Source organism: Thermococcus sp. ES12 (genome assembly GCF_012027515.1).
In the GTDB taxonomy this organism is placed as follows: Archaea; Methanobacteriota_B; Thermococci; order Thermococcales; family Thermococcaceae; genus Thermococcus; species Thermococcus barossii.
Genome location: NZ_SNUP01000143.1, coordinates 1 through 389, shown reverse-complemented (window position 1 = coordinate 389; position 389 = coordinate 1). Strand labels below are relative to the sequence as shown.

The following is a 389-nucleotide window of genomic DNA, read 5'->3' as shown; positions in this document are numbered from 1 at the left end:
GAGCTTTCCCCTTGAGTAGCGTGCCTTTGCAACCTTCTCTACTATCCCTGAGAACATGGCCTTGCCTCCACGTAAAAGCTGTCCTCAAAGCTTTCAAACTTAAGAAACTCGACTTTAAAGGCATCACTAACCTTATCAACGTTTAAGCACTCAAATGGAGAAATCCCTTTTCCAAAGAGCTTGTTCCCATAAAATAAATGTAGCTTATCTGCAAAGGGCAAGAACTGGCATGCTATTCTTCCTCCCTCAATTAAAACGCTGTCTATTTCTTTTTCGCCAAGGATTTTTAGTATTTTCTCAGGATTTGCTTCCCTAATGACTTCCGCATTATCCCACTCTTTTTCGCTCTCAGTGAAGACTATAACCCTTCCATCCTTAAAAGCCCTAAA

General features: G+C 41.1%; 1 protein-coding gene. It reads right to left on the bottom strand.

What is annotated here, in order from left to right; translation table 11 throughout:
• Nucleotides 1-41: 41 nt before the first annotated feature.
• A partial coding sequence (locus tag E3E37_RS11470; protein ID WP_206204119.1) for a dihydrofolate reductase family protein occupies nucleotides 42-389 on the bottom strand: 348 nt, incomplete at its 5' end.